This is a genomic window from Massilia sp. CT11-108 (assembly GCF_047302915.1).
Lineage (GTDB): Bacteria > Pseudomonadota > Gammaproteobacteria > Burkholderiales > Burkholderiaceae_D > Telluria > Telluria orientalis.
Window position 1 is genome coordinate 1 of record NZ_JBKYMO010001467.1, and the last position, 284, is coordinate 284.

Annotated in this window: 1 protein-coding gene; it reads right to left on the bottom strand. The window is 65.5% G+C overall.

Features of this window, described 5'->3' with window-relative positions; translation table 11 throughout:
- Positions 1 to 61 precede the first annotated feature (61 nt).
- The coding region (locus ACEN88_RS35300) for a c-type cytochrome (RefSeq protein ID WP_413347066.1) at positions 62 to 284 on the bottom strand (223 nt) is incomplete at its 5' end.

A 284-nucleotide genomic window follows, 5' to 3' on the forward strand; every position in this document is an offset into this window, starting at 1 on the left:
TTTTTTTAAACCCACACCCCGCATAAGCCTCTGTAGCTCGTTCTGGTGGGCTGGGAGTTGTTTATAAGACACTTTTGTAGGCGGCAGCCGCGCCACCGGGCGCGGGGCGTTCCCACGGGATCCCGTGCAGCACGGTCAGGATGAAATTGGAAGCATCGTCGCCCAGCACGGCGCTGCTGCGGTCGAGACCCGGCCGTCCGCCGAGCCGCATCATCGGTGCCGACGGCGTGTGGCAACCCGCGCAGGCGGCCGCGAACAGGGCGGCACCGTCGACGGTTGGCATG